Genomic DNA, 13,969 nt, shown 5'->3' with positions numbered 1-13,969 from the left:
GTGGCGGCGGCCGACACGCCGTAGCCGACCAGGACCGGTTCCCGGCCGCCCTGCTCCCCGCCGGCGGGCGCGGCGGGCTCGCCGGCCCCGACGGGTGCGGCGGCCTCGCCGGGGGCGCCGGGGGTGGTGTCGATGGTGATGATGGGGGTGCCCACGTCGACCGTGGCACCCTCGTCGAACAGCAGCTCGTGGACCGTGCCGTCGTACGGGATCGGCAGCTCGACCGCCGCCTTGGCGGTCTCCACCTCCACCACCATCTGGCCGTCGTGGACCTCGTCACCCGGCTGGACGTGCCACGTGAGGATCTCCGCCTCGGTGAGGCCCTCGCCCACGTCGGGCATCTTGAACTCGCGGAAGCGCTCTGGTGAAGCCGTGGTCATCGGTGCGACTCTCCTCCGCCTTGATCAGTACGCCAGCGCGCGGTCGACGCTGTCCAGCACGCGGTCGAGGCCGGGGAGGTACTCCTCCTCCAGCCGGGCCGGCGGGTAGGGGGCGTGGAAGCCGCCGACCCGCAGCACCGGTGCTTCCAGATGGTAGAAGCACCTTTCCGTGATCCGCGCGGCCACCTCGGCGCCGGTGCCGAAGAAGACCGGGGCCTCGTGCACGATCACCAGCCGCCCGGTCTTCTCCACCGACCTCTGGAGGGTGTCGAAGTCGAGGGGGGAGATGGAGCGCAGGTCCACGACTTCGAGCGAGCGGCCCTCCTCCTCGGCCGCCTGCGCGGCCGACAGGGCGGTCTTCACCGTGGGACCGTAGGCGGCCAGCGTCAGGTCGGTGCCCTGCCGGACCACCCGGGCCCGGTGCAGCGGGGCGGGGATGGCGGAGGTGTCCAGTTCGCCCTTGTCCCAGTAGCGGGCCTTGGGCTCCAGGAAGATCACCGGGTCGTCGCACTCGATGGCCTGCTGGAGCATCCAGTAGGCGTCCGAGGGGGTCGAGGGCGAGACGATTTTCAGGCCGGCCACCGGGGCGAACTGCGCCTCGGGGGATTCGCTGTGGTGCTCCACCGCGCCGATGCCGCCGCCGTAGGGGATGCGGATGACCACGGGAAGCTTGACCTTGCCCAGTGCGCGGGCGTGCATCTTGGCGAGCTGGGTGACGATCTGGTCGTAGGCGGGGAAGACGAAGCCGTCGAACTGGATCTCCGCCACCGGGCGGTAGCCGCGCAGGGCCAGGCCGATGGCGGTGCCGATGATGCCGGACTCGGCCAGCGGGGTGTCGATCACCCGCTCCTCGCCGAAGTCCTTCTGCAGACCGTCGGTGATCCGGAAGACGCCGCCGAGCTTGCCCACGTCCTCGCCCATGACCAGGACCTTGGGGTCGTTCTCCAGTGCGGTGCGCAGCGAGGTGTTGAGCGCCTTGGCGAAGGCGGTCTTCACCGGGCCGCCGGCCTGCTGTCCGCCGACGCGTCCCTGGGTGTCGGTTGCCATCTCAGCGGACCTCCTCGGTGTCGGCGTCGGCGAAGGAGTCCAGGTACTCCGCGTAGGCGGAGCGCTCCTCGTCGACCAGGGCGTGGCCGTCGGCGTAGACGTGCTCGAACATCGCCATGTGGTCCGGGTCGGGCATGGTCCGGATGGCCTCGCGGACGTGCCGGGCGAGGCGGTCGCTCTCCTCGTCCAGCGCGGCGAAGAAGCCGGCGTCGGCCAGTTTCTCCCGCTCCAGGTAGCGGCGCAGCCGCAGGATCGGGTCCTTGGCCTGCCATTCCTCCAGTTCGTCGGAGGGGCGGTAGCGGGTGGGGTCGTCGGAGGTGGTGTGCGCGCCCATCCGGTAGGTGAACGCCTCGATCAGCATCGGCCCCTCACCCGCCCGGGCCCGCTCCACGGCCGCCCGGGTGACGGCCAGCACGGCGAGCACGTCGTTGCCGTCCACCCGGATGCCGGGGAAGCCGAAGCCGGCGGCCCGCTGGTAGAGCGGGACGCGGGTCTGCCGCTCGGTGGGCTCGGAGATGGCCCACTGGTTGTTCTGGCAGAAGAACACCACCGGGGACTGGTAGACGGCGGCGAAGGTGAACGCCTCGCTGACATCTCCCTGGCTGGAGGCGCCGTCGCCGAAGTAGGCGATCACGGCCTGGCCGCCGCCGTCCTTGGCCACGCCCATGGCGTAGCCGGTGGCGTGCAGGGCCTGCGAGCCGATGACGATGGTGTAGAGGTGGAAGTTGTTGGAGTTGGGATCCCAGCCGCCGTGGTTGACCCCGCGGAACATGCCCAGCAGCATCGTCGGGTCCACGCCGCGGCACCATGCCACGCCGTGCTCACGGTAGGTCGGGAAGACGTAGTCGTCGTCGTGCAGGGCGCGGCCGGAGCCGATCTGGGCGGCCTCCTGGCCCAGCAGCGACGGCCACAGACCCAGCTCGCCCTGGCGCTGGAGGGCGGTGGCCTCGGCGTCGAAACGCCGGGTGAGGACCATGTCGCGGTACAGGCCGCGCAGCTCCTCGGGGGTCGGATCCACCGCGTAGTCGGGGTGCTCGACGCGCTCGCCCTCGGGGGTGAGCAACTGCACCATCTCGGGTGCCTCGCTGCGGGAGCCGGGGGTGGGGGGCTTGCCCGGCTGGGTCTTCTTGGCGGTGCGCTTGGCGCTGCTGCGGCGAGGCTTGCCGCGCGCGGCAGTGCTGTCCACGGTCACTGTGCTCCTCCGTCGGTCCGGCCCCCGGGGTTTCCGGGCGCCAGTGCGGCTCGCCCGGTGCCGTGCGGCGCACGGGGTGTGTGCGGCGCGGACGGAGCCGAGCGTGACAGAAAACGTCCCGTTCGACGGCCCGCTAGACAGCACCGTACCCAGGAACGCACGCTCCCGTGAAACGCCCTGACCTGCGGATTTACCTGGAAATCCAAGTAAATCGCGGACAAGCCGGGATCGACACTGGTCACAGCTTCGCAAGCCGAGCAGGGACATGCGCACCGTAGCTGAGCCGACTGGCTTAGGGAAGCCTTGGGCGGCAGCGGGCACGCGGGGGTGCGGGTGCGCGCAGACCCGGCGTTTGGCTACTGACTGGTAAGTCGGCAGCAGGCGTGGGACGCCCCGGTGTGTGAGACTGGGGGCGTGCACAAAGACGGAAAAATTACCGTATTCCTCGTCGACGATCATGAGGTCGTGCGGCGCGGGGTGTACGAGATGCTGTCACTGGAGTCCGACATCGAGGTCGTCGGCGAGGCCGGCACCGCCGCGGACGCGGTGAACCGCATCCCCGCCGCCCGGCCGGACGTGGCCGTGCTCGACGTCCGGCTGCCCGACGGCAGCGGCGTGGAGGTCTGCCGGGACATCCGTGCGCGGGACGAGTCCATCAAGTGCCTGATGCTCACCTCCTTCGCCGACGACGAGGCGCTGTTCGACGCGATCATGGCCGGTGCCTCCGGGTACGTGCTCAAGGCGATCCGCAGCTCCGAGCTGCTGTCCGCGGTGCGGGACGTGGCCGCGGGCAAGTCGCTGCTGGACCCGGTGGCCACCCAGCGGGTCCTGGAGCGGCTGCGGGACGGCGCGGACCGCCGGGACGACCGGCTGGCGCAGCTCACCGACCAGGAACGCCGCATCCTGGACCTGATCGGCGAAGGGCTGACCAACCGGGCCATCGGCGAGCGGCTGCATCTGGCCGAGAAGACGATCAAGAACTACGTCTCCAGCCTGCTGTCCAAGCTGGGCATGGAACGCCGCTCGCAGGCCGCCGCCTACGTGGCCCGCCTGCAGGCGGAGAAGCAGCAGCGCTAGCCGCGCCCGCAGGCCCCGGAGGACCGCCCCCGAGGACGGCGGGACCGGCGGGACCGGCACGGGTCGTACCGGTCCGGTGGGGTGCGGGGCGAATGGCCCGTTTCCGGACCAGGGGACGCCCGAGCCCGGGACCAACGGGCCGCCGATCCAGGACTTTCCCCGCTCGGCCGCCCCCGCGGTGCCCGGCACCCTGGGAGGCATGCTCGCCGCGCCCCGACCCGACACCCCCGATCTGCTGCTCGCCGAGGCGCTCCGGCTGCTGCCGGGGATGCCGCCCGGCCGGGCCGCGGTGACCCGGCGCGCCCTGCCGTACATCGTGCCCGCCCGGCACCTGGTCGGGAAGGGCGGCCAGGTGCTGCTGCGCATTCCGACCAGCCGCCCGGAGGCCCGCCAGCTCGACGGCACGGTACTGGCCTATGCCGCGGACCGGGTGGCGGACGGCGAGCCGCCGCAGGGCCGGGGGACCGCCGGCCCGGCGGCGGGCGCGGCGGCGGGCGTGATGGTGCAGCTGATCGGCACGGCCAAGGTGGCCGAGCCGTCGGACGCGGAGCGGACGGCGTTCGGGCTGCCCGGTGGCGGCCGCCTGCCGGAACAGGCGCTCTATCTGCGCCTCACCCCCCGTTTCGCCGCCGTGTGCCACGGCTACGCGGGCGCCTAGCACGGCGGCGGGTGCGGGGCCTCAGGTGCCGCCCTCGGTGCTGCCGCCGCTCTGGCCGACGTTCGTGCCGCTCACGGTGTTCCCGCTGACGGTGCCGGCGCTGCCGGCACCGCCGTCGGTGGTCGTGCCGCCGTCGGTGGTGGTGCTGCCGTCCGTGGTGCCGCCGTCGGTGGTGGTGCCGTCCGTGGTGGTCTCGCCCGTGGTGGCGCCGTCCGTGGTGCCGCCGTCCGTGGTGGTGGTGCCGTCCGTGGTGGTCTCGCCCGTGGTGCCGCCGTCCGTGGTCTCGCCCGACTCGCCCTCGGTGGTGGTGCCCTCCGTGGTCTCGCCGTCGGCGCCCTCGGTCCCGCCCGGCTCGGTGGAGCCGGTGGTCTCCTCCGGCTCCGTGGGCCGGTGCTGCGGGTCGCCCGAGTCCGTCCAGTCCGGGGTGGCGGGATCGGCCGGCCCGCCGTCGTCCTCGGGCTCCCCGGTCTCGGTGACCTCGTCCTCCTCGGGCTCCGACGTCTCCTGGCCGGTGGCCGGCGGGGTGGTGTCCCGCGGCTCCTCACGGGTGGAACCGCCGCTGCCGCCGCCGGGCTGCAGCATCACCAGGGCACCGACCAGCAGCGCCACCGCGGCCAGCGCCGCCACCAGCACATAGACACCCCGGGCGCGCCCCGGGCCGCTCCGGCCGCCCGCCGGGCCGCCGGCCGGTTCCGGCGCCATGCCCAGGCCCACCGGGCCGGTCACCGCCGGGCCGTGCGGCATCCGCCCCGTGGCCCCGAGCACCGCCGTGGCCGCGGTGGCGGACACCCCGGGGGTGCCCATGGCGGGGGTGTCGGCGTTCACCGAGCCGGTGTTCCACAGCCCGCCGGTGTGCCCGCCGTGCTGCTCCAGCATGCGCACCGCGTACTGCACCAGCGCCCGCATCTCCTCGGCGGACTGGAAACGGTCGTCCGGGTCCTTGGCCAGCGACCGCATCACCAGGCCGTCCAGCTCCGGCGGGGAGGCCGGGTTCAGCTCGGACGGGACCCGCGGGGTGTCCTGGACATGCTGGTACACCACGGACAGCGGGGTCTCCCCGACGAACGGGGGCCGCCCGGTGAGCAGCTCGTACAGCAGGCAGCCCACCGCGTACAGGTCGGAGCGGGTGTCCACGGCCTTGCCCAGCGCCTGCTCCGGCGAGAGGTACTGCGGGGTGCCCATCACCATGCCGGTCTGCGTCATGGTCTGCTGGGCGGCGTGCAGTGCGCGGGCGATGCCGAAGTCCATCACCTTGACGGAGCCGGTGTCCGTGATGATGACGTTGGCCGGCTTGATGTCCCGGTGCACGATGCCGTGGCGGTGGCTGTAGGACAGCGCCTCCAGCACCCCGGAGACGATGGTCAGCGCCCGCTCGGGGGTGACCGGGTCGGCCGGGTCGCCGGAGTGCAGCACCTCCCGCACGGTGCGCCCGCTGACCAGCTCCATGACGATGTACGGCACCGCGTTGCCGTCGGCGTCCGGCTCCTCGCCGGAGTCGTAGACGGCCACCACCGCATGGTGGTTGAGCCCGGCCACCGACTGTGCCTCGCGGGTGAAGCGCGCCTTGGCGACCGGGTCCTCCGCCAGATCGGAGCGCAGCAGCTTGACCGCCACCTGGCGCCCGAGGCGTACGTCCTCGGCGCCGAACACCTCGGCCATGCCGCCGCGCCCCAGCCGGTGGGTCAGCCGGTAACGGCCCTCTCCCACCCGGCCATTGACCCCGTACCCCTCCGGCGAGTCGGGCGATGCCCCGGAACCGCGCCCGCGGGACTCCTCGCCGGGGGCGGAACCGTCTCGCTCCTGTGTCATCGATCCTCGCCGTACCTCGCCGTTGCGATGAACCATCAAACCGGTTTCCGGCCCGCATGGCCAACTGACCGCTACCGAGTATGACCGAGCGGGGCGTTGCATGACGCCTTCGTCACAGCACAGCCGCGAGCGGTCACGGAACGGACAAGCGGCTTGACGCGTACCGGCGCTGAGGCAGACTGGGCCCTGTCGTATGGGCTGCGAAGCCTCATCACGTACGCCTCATGCCACCGACGGGGGAGCAGTCAGACCATGAGTGACCATGCCACGGGCCGGCCTGCGGACTACTCGGGCCAAGCGGTCGGCGCCGGGCGTTACCGCCTGGACCGGCTGCTCGGCACGGGCGGCATGGCATCGGTGCACCTGGGCTACGACACCGTGCTCGACCGGCAGATCGCCGTCAAGACCATGCACGGCGAGCTCGGCCGGGACGAATCGTTCCGGGAGCGCTTCAAACGCGAGGCGCAGTCGGTGGCCAAGCTGACCCACACCAATATCGTCTCGGTCTTCGACACCGGCGAGGACCTGATCGACGGCCTGCCCGTGCCGTACATCGTCATGGAGTACGTGGACGGCGAGCCGCTGCGCGGTGTACTGGACGCCGACATCCGGCAGTACGGGGCGATGCCCCCGGACAAGGCCCTGCGGTACACCGCGGACGTGTGCGCGGCGCTGGACATCTCGCACGAGATGGGCCTGGTGCACCGGGACATCAAGCCGGGCAATGTGATGGTGACCCGGCGCGGCGTGGTCAAGGTGATGGACTTCGGCATCGCGCGCGCCATGCAGTCCGGGGTCACCGCCATGACGCAGACCGGCATGGTGGTCGGCACCCCGCAGTACCTCTCTCCCGAGCAGGCCCTCGGACGCGGTGTGGACGCCCGCTCCGACCTGTACTCGGTGGGCATCATGCTCTTCGAACTGCTCACCGGGCGGCTGCCGTTCAACGCCGACAACCCGCTGGCCATCGCCTACGCGCATGTGCAGGAGGAGCCGCCCGCGCCGTCCGTGTTCAACGCGGCGGTCCCGCCGGCGCTGGACGCGCTGGTCGCCCGGATGCTGCGCAAGAACCCCAACGAGCGGTTCCCCTCCGCGCAGGCGGTCAAGGAGGAGTGCGAGCGGCTGGCGGCCACCCTCTCCGGGGCCGCCCCGCAGATCACCGGGGCGGCCCCCCTGCAGTCCGGGGCGGCCGTGTCGCAGACGGTGTTCCCGCAGTTCGGCGGCCCCACCACGCCGCCGCCGACCGGGGCCGGCACGCCCCCGCCGGGCGGGCGGTCGCCCTATGCCCCGGCTGCCGCCGCCACCCCGCCGCCCACCGCCCCGGGCGCCTACGGCTATCCGCACACCCCGGCGCCCCAGACGCCGATGGCCTCCGGGCCGGGCACCCCGCCGCCCTACGGGGCCGTGACCCAGGCGCCCCCGGGACGCGCAGGCGGGGACGGCGACAAGAAGTCCATGCTGTGGGTGATGCTGGCCGCGGTGACCGCGATCGTGGTGGTGGCCGGTATCGCGATCGTGGCCGTGGTGAACGGCGGCACCGAGCAGAACGAGGCCGAGGGCGGAGGGCCGGTCCAGGAGCAGGAGCAGGCGGACACCGGGGAGAGCGCGGGCACCGACGGCGGCACCGGGCAGGAGACCGACGCGGGCGCGGACGGCGGTACCCGGGAGAGCGAGGACCCCGGGGAGCGCGAGCCGCGCTTCAAGGAGGGCGACGAGACCAAGACCATCGACGTCACCGCGTGCACCAACGCCAGCGAGCACTACGACCAGGAGGAGTACCCGGGCGCGGTCTCCATGCCGGATTTCTACGACGTGCACTTCGCCTCTGTGAAGGAGTGCATGCAGCAGGCCGGCTGGCTGTACAAGGACGAGGAGACCGACGAGGCGCTCAAGGGCAAGGGCATGGTGGTGGACCAGACGCCCGCGCCGTACCAGCCGTTCGACCCGGAGAAGGACGAGGTCACCATCGTCATCTCCACCGGGTACGAGACCAGTCCCTGACGCGGGCGCCGGCGGTCCCCGGCCGCGCGGCGCGGCGCGGACGCCGACGGGCGACGCCAACGGGCCCGGCGGAACCGGCCGCCGGGCCCGTTGGCGTCTCCGTCACCGGACGGCGCCGATGCCGCCGGACCTCAGTGGGTGACGGAGAAGTTGGTCAGGATGGTGTTGGCCAGGTCGGCGTCGCCCTCGATCTTGATCTTGTCGGCCACGCGGCGGACCCGGACCCGGCCGCAGGCCAGCCGGGAGTACGTCTCCCAGTCCATGGTGAAGGTGACCAGCGGGCCCAGGGACGGGCTGGAGGAGACCGAGCCCTGGCCGTCCTGGTCCACCCGCACCGTGCGGAGGAACTCGACCGGGCCGCTGACATCGAAGACGAACGCGGAGCGGCGCGGCGCGGCGGCGTCCTTGGCGATCACCTTGGGCAGCCGCTCCAGCATGATGTCGCGGGCTATCAGGGCACCGGGGGTGTCCAGGGTGCCGGGCCGGCCGAGTGCCCTGCGGATGTCCTGCTCGTGCGCCCAGACGTCGAAGGCCCGGTAGCGCAGAAACTGTTCGAGGGTGAGCTTGCCGAGAACGGGGTGGCTGATCAGATAGGAGGGATCGCGCTTTTCGTTGCGGAGCTGCCGGGAGCGGCGGATGATCGTGTATTCCAGTTCGCTGGTCATCTCGGGCGCGGTGTGGTGGCGCCGGACGTCGACCTGGACTTCGTTGTAGCGGCTGGCCTCGTCCTTGACGTGGTAGAGGTCGCGGGGAAGGCTGTGGATGGGCCGGGGGTCGCCGAGCGCCTCGCATTCGGCGCCGATGATGTGGGAGACCACGTCGCGCACGGACCAGCCGGGACACTCGGTAGGACGGTTCCACTCGCCTTCGACGAGTGGCGAGACGAGTTCGGATATCGCCTCGATGGACTGCGTCCAGGCGTCGATGGACGGCTGAAGGCTCGGGTGCACGCTCACGGGACCCCTCGAAGCGGTGAGTTGCTGGCGGAGTGTTCCCACATCCTAGGGCGCAAACACCTGTCAGTTCGAGGGGCTTCAAAGGTCTGCGCGGGTCCCGGGCACATTGCGCGCCCCCCTCGCCACTCGCGCCCCGCGGCTACGCGGTCAGGAACGCGACCAGGGCGTTGGCGAGCAGATACGGGTCCGCGGCGGCACACAGCTCACGTGCGGAATGCATGGAGAGCAGCGGGATGCCGATGTCCACGGTGGCGATGCCGTGCCGGGCGGCGGTGATCGGGCCGATGGTGGTGCCGCAGGGCACCGAGTTGGAGGAGACGAAGCTCTGCCAGGGCACCCCGGCGCGTTCGCAGGCCGCGGCGAACACCGCGCGGCCGGTGCCGTCGGTGGCATAGCGCTGATTGACATTGGTCTTCAGCAGCGGGCCGCCGCCGGCCACCGGGCGGTGGTCCGGGTCGTGCCGCTCGGCGTAGTTCGGGTGCACCGAGTGCCCGGTGTCCGAGGACAGGCAGAACGAGCCGGCCCAGGCGCGCGCCCGGTCCTCGGCGGTGCCGCCGCGGGCCAGCACCGACCGCTCCAGCACCGTGCCCAGCAGCGGGCCGTCCGCGCCGGTGTCCGACTGGCTGCCGTTCTCCTCGTGGTCGAAGGCGGCCAGCACCGGGATGTGCGGCAGCGCGCCCGGCTCGCGGCCGGCCGCGTCCAGCGCCGCGGCGGCGGTCAGCGCGGCGGTGCCGGCGTGCACCGAGACCAGGTTGTCCATCCGGGGGCCGGCCACCAGCTCCCGGTCCTTGCCCAGATAGGCGGGCGGCTCCACGCTGTGCAGCATGAGGTCCCAGCCGGCCACCTCGCCGGGGCCGTCCAGCCCGGCCTCGCCGGCCAGGAACTCCAGCAGCTCGCCCCCGGACGGCTCGCCCAGGCCCCACAGCGGCATCATGTGCTGCTGCCGGTCCAGTTTGAGCGCCTCGTTGGCCTGGCGGTCGAGGTGAATGGCGAGCTGCGCCACCCGGGCCAGCGGGCGGTCGGTGTGCACCAGCAGCGTGCTGCCGTCCCGCAGGATCAGCCGCCCGGAGACGCCGAGGTCGCGGTCGAGCCAGGAGTTGAGCAGCGGGCCGCCGTAGATCTCCACGGCGAGCTGCTTCCAGCCGTGCCGGCCGGTGTCCGGGCTCGGCTTGAGGCGCAGATTGGGGGAGTCGGTGTGGGCGCCGACGATCCGGAAGGGGGTGGCTGCGCCGGCGCCCCGGGGAACGTACCAGGCGATCAGCGCGCCGCCGCGCAGCACATAGCGGCCACCGGGCTGTTCGCCGTCCCAGGCGTCGGTCTCCGCCAGGCGGCGGAAGCCCGCCTTCTCCAGCCGCTCGGCCGCGCCCGCCACCGCGTGGTAGGGCGACGGCGACGCCGCCAGATAGCCCAGCAGGTCATCGGTGTGGGTCCGGTCGAAAAGCGGTAGTGCAGCCATTCGCACAGCATACGTAGTCGGTGCGCCGCGGGCCGGTCCGTCGGGCGAGGCACGGGCGGCGAAGCCGTTCTCCCCCGCGCCGGGGCGGGGGAGAACGGCCCGGACCACCCTCCGGCTCAGCTCTGGATGAGAGAACCGTCGGGGGCGACGACGTACCACTTGTCGCCGACGCCCTGACCGATGGCGTCACCGGGCTCGGCGTCCCCCTGGTAGGTGTAGAGCAGCCAGTTGTCGATGACGAGCTGGTAGGTGCCGGTGTCCGGGCGCTGGTAGGCGTCCAGCAGGCCGGCGTCCACGCCCTCCACCTTCGCCGGGTCGGCGGCCTCGGCGGCCGGCCACAGGTCCAGGCAGTCCTCGGTGCAGGCGGAGGTCACCGGGGAGTCGGTGTCGTCGGTGAACCGGTAGAGCGTGTAGCCCTCGTCGTCGACCAGGATCTCGCCGTACTCCGGGTGGTCGTAGACCGCGATGCCGCCGGTGTACTCCGCGGCGCCGCCGTCCTCCTTGCCGCCGTTCTCCTCGGCCGGGGCGCCGGTGTCCGCGCCGCCGCCCAGGTCGGTGTCCTCACAGGCGGTGGTGGTGAACAGCACGGCGGCACCGGCGATCGCGACGGACAGCGCGCGCAGCTTGTTCTTGTTCATGGTGGTTCCCCCCAGTTGATGATCCTTGGTGGCGGTACGTTCTCACCCTTGGATACGGACCCCGCCCCGGGACGGTTCACCACCGCACGGATTTTTTTCTCCGGATACGACAAGAAGGCCGCTCAGGGCGCGAGGTTGTGGTTGACGCGGAACAGGTTGCCCGGGTCGTAGCGGCGCTTCAGGGACAGCAGGCGGTCGTAGTTGACGCCGAAGTTGTCCGGCGCGCGGTGCTGGTCGTCGGTGTCCATGAAGTTGAGGTACGCGGCCGGCATGGTGTGCGGGCGCAGCGCCCGGTCGTAGGCACGGGTCCAGGCCACATTGGCCTCGGTGTCGGCCGGGTCCGGGTAACTGGCGCCGAAGGCGGTGGAGAACGAGGCCCCGCGGTGGGCGAACGCGGTCTCCTCCGGGCCCACCCGGTGGCAGGCCCCGTCGACCGGGAAGACCACCGTGGTGCTCTGCGGCGCGGGCATCGACTCGCCGAAGGACAGATGCACGTCGATGGCGCCGTCGCTGAGGTCCCGGCTGAAGGCCCCCTTCCAGTAGTGGCACAGGCCGGCCGGCAGCATCTCGTCGAACAGCGTGTTGATCACCGGGTAGGGCATCCGGCCGACGTACTGGCCCAGCACGGTGCCGAGCCCGGACAGCCGGGCCCGCACCCGCTCGTCCTCCTCCGGCGGGCCGCTCCAGCAGGTGAGCACCCCGCACACCGGGCGGCCGTGCCAGCGCTCGGGCAGGAACGGCACGGGCGGGCCGAGCCCCACCAGGAACAGGGCGTTCAGCTCCTCGGGCGCCTCGGCGATCAGCTCCCGGTAGCCGCGCGCCACCTGCGGGTCCGGGGGGAAGAAGGTGGGGCCGCCCAGGATCTGCCCCACCGGGTGCAGCCGGTACTCGAAGGAGGTGACCACACCGAAGTTGCCACCGCCGCCGCGCAGCGCCCACAGCAGCTCGGGGTGGTGCATCTCGTCGCAGGTGAGCAGCGTGGAGTCGGCGGTGACCACGTCGGCGGCGATGAGGTTGTCGCAGGTCAGGCCGCAGCGGCGGGCCAGGTGGCCCATGCCGCCGCCGAGCGTGAGGCCGCCGATGCCGGTGCTGGAGACGATGCCGCCGGTGGTGGCCAGGCCGAAGGCGTGGGCGGCATGGTTGAGATCGGCCCAGGTGCAGCCGCCCTCGGCACGGGCGGTACGGCGGTACGGGTCGACCCGGACGCCGCGCATCCGGACCAGGTCGATCACCACGCCGCCCTCGCAGGTGCCCCAGCCGGCGGCGGAGTGCGCGCCGCCGCGTACGGCCAGCGGCAGCGCGCGCTCGCGGGCGAAGGACACGGCGGCGAGCACGTCACCGGCGTCGGCGGCCCGGACGACGACGGCCGGGCGGCGGTCGTGCAGGGCGTTGTAGACCCGGCGGGCCCGGTCGTAGCCGGGGTCCGCGGGCTCGATGACCTCCCCGTGCACGGCCTGGCGCAGCTCCGCGGCGGTCCCGGCGGTCTCGGTGGTTGCGGCGGTTCCGGTGGTTGCGGTGTTCCGGGTGCGGTCGGTGACAGTCATGGCGACGGGAACCAGCTTTCGAGCTCGGCGCGCGGGACACCGGCGGCGGCCAGTGCGGGCAGCACGGCCGAGCGGAAGTCCCAGGAGCGCCAGGTGTGCGGGGTGACGGTGAGGGTGACGTCCTCGATGCGGTGCAGCACCGGTGCCAGCGGGCCGGCCAGTTCGCCCCAGGCGCGCCGGTAGATCCGGTCGTTGAGTGCGCGGGACGCGGCGCCGGTGACGATGTCGGCGGTGCCGGCGGCCGACACCCAGGCGATGTCGGTGCGGTCGTCCACGGTGAGGGTCACCTCGGGACGGGCGGCGGCGTTGCGCGCCTTGCGGCTGACCGAGGAGGTCGCGATGTGGAAGCGGCCGTCGTCGTCGAAGAGGTAGTTGGCGGGGACGGCATGGATGCGGCCGTCGGGATCGGCCGTCGCGAGCACGGCGATGGTGTGCCGGTCCAGGAAGGTGCGCAGCTCGGCGGTGAGCTGCCGCCGCACTGCCCGGTACAGGCCGCGCCGCGCCCGCGCGATCCCGGCGGAGGTCCCCGCCGCGGTGCCGGCTGCGGTGCCGGATGTGATGTCGGTCATACCGCCGTTGTAGTCCGGGGCGCCGCACCGCCGCATCGCCCGAATCGCCCACTTCGCGGGCCGCCGTCCGCATGGTCAGAACTGCCCATGCCGGGTGCTGCGCCCCCTGCGGGGGCGAGGCGGGCCGGGTGGTCAGGCCAGGCCGTGGGTGCAGGCGAAGGCGGTGGCGGCGGCGCGGGAGGTGACGTCGAGCTTGGCGAAGATGTTGTTCAGGTGCCGGGCCACGGTGTGCTCGCTGATGTGCAGCTCTGCGGCGATGGCCCGGTTGGTGCGGCCGGCCGCCACCAGGCGCAGCACCTCGGCCTCGCGTCCGGTGAGCCGGGAGGGCAGCGGCCGCCGCCGGCCGCTCAGCAGCGCGTCGGCCCGCCGGGCATCCGGTACGGCGCCCAGCTCGCGGAACGCGGCCCGCGCGGCCCGCAGCTCCAGCCGCGCGCCCTCCTCGTCCCCGGCCGCGCGGCCGGCCGCCGCCAGCAGCATCCGCACCCGCGCCGCCTCGTAGGGCACCCGCAGCTCCTGCCAGGCGGCCAGGGCCCGGCGCAGCAGCCGGGTCGCCTCCTCCACTCCGTCCTCCCCCGGTGGGCCGTCCGCGGCACGTACGGCGGCGGCGGTGGCGGCCCCGGCGGTGGCGGCCCCGGCGGTGGC

General features: G+C 72.9%; 13 protein-coding genes. 3 read left to right on the top strand and 10 right to left on the bottom strand.

The genetic code is table 11. The annotated features are described in order from the left end of the window. The 3 genes from GQS09_RS21710 to pdhA all read right to left on the bottom strand — a co-directional run. Nucleotides 1-380 (bottom strand): biotin/lipoyl-containing protein (locus GQS09_RS21710; RefSeq protein ID WP_313896261.1); only part of this gene is annotated, 380 nt, incomplete at its 3' end. Between the two features lie 24 nt (nt 381-404). Next, nucleotides 405-1,427: an alpha-ketoacid dehydrogenase subunit beta gene (locus GQS09_RS21705; protein ID WP_165988871.1), complete on the bottom strand. Its 1,023-nt coding sequence runs from the start codon at nt 1,425-1,427 to the stop codon at nt 405-407. Nucleotide 1,428: 1 nt separating this feature from the next. Then, complete coding sequence (gene pdhA / locus GQS09_RS21700; protein ID WP_165988869.1) at nt 1,429-2,619, bottom strand: pyruvate dehydrogenase (acetyl-transferring) E1 component subunit alpha; 1,191 nt, start codon at nt 2,617-2,619, stop codon at nt 1,429-1,431. Nucleotides 2,620-3,033: 414 nt separating this feature from the next. Between pdhA and GQS09_RS21695 the strand changes: the two genes are divergently transcribed. Together GQS09_RS21695 and GQS09_RS21690 are read left to right on the top strand one after the other, a co-directional pair. Further along, a complete protein-coding gene (locus GQS09_RS21695; protein WP_165988867.1) occupies nt 3,034-3,696 on the top strand; it encodes a response regulator transcription factor in 663 nt (220 codons plus the stop codon). A gap of 199 nt (nt 3,697-3,895) precedes the next feature. Continuing rightward, complete coding sequence (locus GQS09_RS21690) at nt 3,896-4,354, top strand: pyridoxamine 5'-phosphate oxidase family protein (protein WP_165988865.1); 459 nt, start codon at nt 3,896-3,898, stop codon at nt 4,352-4,354. A gap of 21 nt (nt 4,355-4,375) precedes the next feature. Here the strand turns inward: GQS09_RS21690 and GQS09_RS21685 are convergent, their stop codons facing one another. Then, entirely contained in the window at nt 4,376-6,163 is a 1,788-nt protein-coding gene (locus GQS09_RS21685; protein ID WP_165988864.1) for a protein kinase domain-containing protein, read from the bottom strand. A 252-nt stretch (nt 6,164-6,415) separates the two neighbouring features. On the opposite strand from GQS09_RS21685, the gene GQS09_RS21680 reads away from it, so the two are divergent. Then, on the top strand, nt 6,416-8,164 hold the full coding sequence (locus GQS09_RS21680; RefSeq protein WP_165988862.1) for a protein kinase domain-containing protein: 1,749 nt from the start codon (nt 6,416-6,418) through the stop codon (nt 8,162-8,164). A 131-nt stretch (nt 8,165-8,295) separates the two neighbouring features. Here the strand turns inward: GQS09_RS21680 and GQS09_RS21675 are convergent, their stop codons facing one another. The 6 genes from GQS09_RS21675 to GQS09_RS21650 all read right to left on the bottom strand — a co-directional run. Continuing rightward, on the bottom strand, nt 8,296-9,120 hold the full coding sequence (locus GQS09_RS21675) for a maleylpyruvate isomerase family mycothiol-dependent enzyme (protein WP_165988860.1): 825 nt from the start codon (nt 9,118-9,120) through the stop codon (nt 8,296-8,298). 139 nt (nt 9,121-9,259) lie between these two features. Next, nucleotides 9,260-10,576: a M18 family aminopeptidase gene (locus GQS09_RS21670; RefSeq protein ID WP_165988858.1), complete on the bottom strand. Its 1,317-nt coding sequence runs from the start codon at nt 10,574-10,576 to the stop codon at nt 9,260-9,262. Nucleotides 10,577-10,692: 116 nt separating this feature from the next. After that, nucleotides 10,693-11,214: a hypothetical protein gene (locus GQS09_RS21665; protein ID WP_165988856.1), complete on the bottom strand. Its 522-nt coding sequence runs from the start codon at nt 11,212-11,214 to the stop codon at nt 10,693-10,695. Between the two features lie 122 nt (nt 11,215-11,336). Beyond that, complete coding sequence (locus GQS09_RS21660; protein WP_165988854.1) at nt 11,337-12,758, bottom strand: FAD-binding oxidoreductase; 1,422 nt, start codon at nt 12,756-12,758, stop codon at nt 11,337-11,339. Continuing rightward, nucleotides 12,755-13,327 carry a pyridoxamine 5'-phosphate oxidase family protein gene (locus GQS09_RS21655; protein WP_165988852.1) on the bottom strand — a complete coding sequence of 191 codons (573 nt, stop codon included), beginning with the start codon at nt 13,325-13,327 and terminating at the stop codon, nt 12,755-12,757. Before GQS09_RS21655 ends, GQS09_RS21660 begins: the two co-directional genes overlap by 4 nt. 132 nt (nt 13,328-13,459) lie before the next feature. After that, on the bottom strand, nt 13,460-13,969 hold a 510-nt coding region (locus tag GQS09_RS21650), incomplete at its 5' end, for a helix-turn-helix transcriptional regulator (protein ID WP_165988850.1).

The sequence above is a fragment of the Streptomyces sp. YIM 98790 genome, from assembly GCF_011421595.1.
GTDB lineage: Bacteria > Actinomycetota > Actinomycetes > Streptomycetales > Streptomycetaceae > Streptomyces.
The sequence above is the reverse complement of the archived record's forward strand: the minus strand, read 5'-3'. Positions and strand labels throughout refer to the sequence as shown.

Bases quoted from the DNA above. Each gene is read 5' to 3' on its own strand.
- GQS09_RS21705 (WP_165988871.1), bottom strand. From the start codon at position 1,427: ATGGCAACCGACACCCAGGGACGCGTCGGCGGACAGCAGGCCGGCGGC.
- GQS09_RS21690 (WP_165988865.1), top strand. From the start codon at position 3,896: ATGCTCGCCGCGCCCCGACCCGACACCCCCGATCTGCTGCTCGCCGAG.
- GQS09_RS21685 (WP_165988864.1), bottom strand. From the start codon at position 6,163: ATGACACAGGAGCGAGACGGTTCCGCCCCCGGCGAGGAGTCCCGCGGG.
- GQS09_RS21680 (WP_165988862.1), top strand. From the start codon at position 6,416: ATGAGTGACCATGCCACGGGCCGGCCTGCGGACTACTCGGGCCAAGCG.
- GQS09_RS21670 (WP_165988858.1), bottom strand. From the start codon at position 10,576: ATGGCTGCACTACCGCTTTTCGACCGGACCCACACCGATGACCTGCTG.
- GQS09_RS21665 (WP_165988856.1), bottom strand. From the start codon at position 11,214: ATGAACAAGAACAAGCTGCGCGCGCTGTCCGTCGCGATCGCCGGTGCC.
- GQS09_RS21660 (WP_165988854.1), bottom strand. From the start codon at position 12,758: ATGACTGTCACCGACCGCACCCGGAACACCGCAACCACCGGAACCGCC.
- GQS09_RS21655 (WP_165988852.1), bottom strand. From the start codon at position 13,327: ATGACCGACATCACATCCGGCACCGCAGCCGGCACCGCGGCGGGGACC.